The organism is Methylobacterium iners (assembly GCF_022179305.1).
Classification (GTDB): domain Bacteria; phylum Pseudomonadota; class Alphaproteobacteria; order Rhizobiales; family Beijerinckiaceae; genus Methylobacterium; species Methylobacterium iners.
Map to the genome: position 1 here is coordinate 1 of NZ_BPQP01000137.1, position 1597 is coordinate 1597.

Here is a 1597-nt window from a genome sequence, read left to right on the forward strand (position 1 = left end):
CGTGTCGTCCTGCGAGGCCATCGCCCGTGCTGGCAAGGTCGTGGCCGATGTTGCCTTGATCGATCTTCACCTTGCCGATGGTCCGACCGGAACTGAGGTGGCTCGGTTCATTGCCACGCAGACCGCCATGACGGCGGTCTTCGTGACCGCGAATCCGAAGCGGCTGCCGCTGGACTTCTCGGGTGCTGTGGGGGTCATCGCCAAGCCCTACACGCAGCAGGGTCTAACGGCGGCGCTGGACTTCGTCATGGACGCGGTGACCACGGACGCGCCATCCATGGACCTCCCACGCAGCCTGACCCTGGCCCCCGCCTATGCGGAGCAATGGCTAGAGCTCAGAGCGACGGAACAGGTCCCAGTGAGATGAGATCGTCAGGCGCCTTCCGGGCTGCCGGGCTGACGCTCAGCCAGCCGCCCGCTTGGCAGAGGTAGGCTGGCGTCGGGCCTGAGCTTCGTTCCCGGCCAAGCCCTTGGCTTCCTCTTTCAGTAAAGTGCTAAAGCGTGCCGACGCGCGCAAGGCGATCCTGCTTCAGCGATCGTCAACAGCGAACTCGGCGCCAGGATTAGCGTATTCATTCCAGTCATCTCTCGTCGCGACTAACAGCATCGTCGTGTAGAACCATACCGTTGCTACGAAGCTCGACCATGAAGTTCTGGAAGCCAGACAAATGGGTTCGGCTGGTGTGAGCACATCCCACGAGAATGATGAGCCGAGATATCGCGCTCACTTGATCAACCACCAAGGGGCGGTGGTGTCGGTCGCTCGGATCCAAGCTTGTTACGATATCGAGGCGCGCGAGAAGGCCAGCGCCCCTGTAGATGGTCATGCGATCGACCTGTGCTCAGGCCTGCGCTTCATCAACCACTTCCCGACGCTTGAGTGTCCAAGTTGCGGCCCAGCGTTGCCGGCGATCGTGCTACAGGCTGCCATTGGTCATGAGGCAGATGATCAGCCTCAGTGGCTATCAAATGGACCGCCCTGACATCCGCTAGCACCTGCTTGTTCAGGGACAGATCGGCCATGAGCCACCGTAATCGTGCGTTCTCGCGCGCGAGCCTCGTCATTTTACTGTCTTGGTCGACTTGCAGACCGCCACACTCCCTGCGCCAGCGCCAATGACTCTGCTCGGAGATCTCCGCCTCCTGAGCTGAGCGAGCGCCAAGCTCTTGCCCTGCGACGTCTGTACCTCGATGTGGCACAGCGTCAGCAAAACCTGCTCTGCGCTCGTGTTCCGCCCTCGCCGCACGTCTGCCTCTTTCGGTCCTGACTGATCCTGCCAATCAGCCTAGTCTGAAGGAACGGGATTGTGTCAATAGTATTTAAGCGGAAATTTAGACCTAGTAATACATTACTATAAAATTTACGGACCAGCGCTCGTAGAAAAACTTTCTCGTTTCCCAACATATGTTAGGCAGATCGCAAGCTTTAGTGTGTTTACGGGAAGAGAAGAAATTCGTGATGAGTTCGGCGTCGGGGCGAGGATGCTGCGATGGGTCGAATGGGCTGTCAGGGATGCAAGGGCGGTGAGGCGCTGCCGTTCGATTTCACGATGGCGTTCCATCCCATCGTTGACGTCTCCAACGGCACGGTATGGGG

The 1597-nt window shown here is 59.0% G+C and carries 1 protein-coding gene and 1 pseudogene; one reads left to right on the plus strand and one right to left on the minus strand.

Annotated elements, in window-relative coordinates:
• The coding region (locus MFF55_RS26045; RefSeq protein ID WP_238247077.1) for a response regulator at positions 1 to 367 on the plus strand (367 nt) is incomplete at its 5' end.
• 587 nt (positions 368 to 954) lie between these two features.
• Here the strand turns inward: MFF55_RS26045 and MFF55_RS26050 are convergent.
• Positions 955 to 1247, minus strand: a pseudogene (locus MFF55_RS26050) (transposase); the annotation flags it as partial.
• Positions 1248 to 1597: the final 350 nt, after the last annotated feature.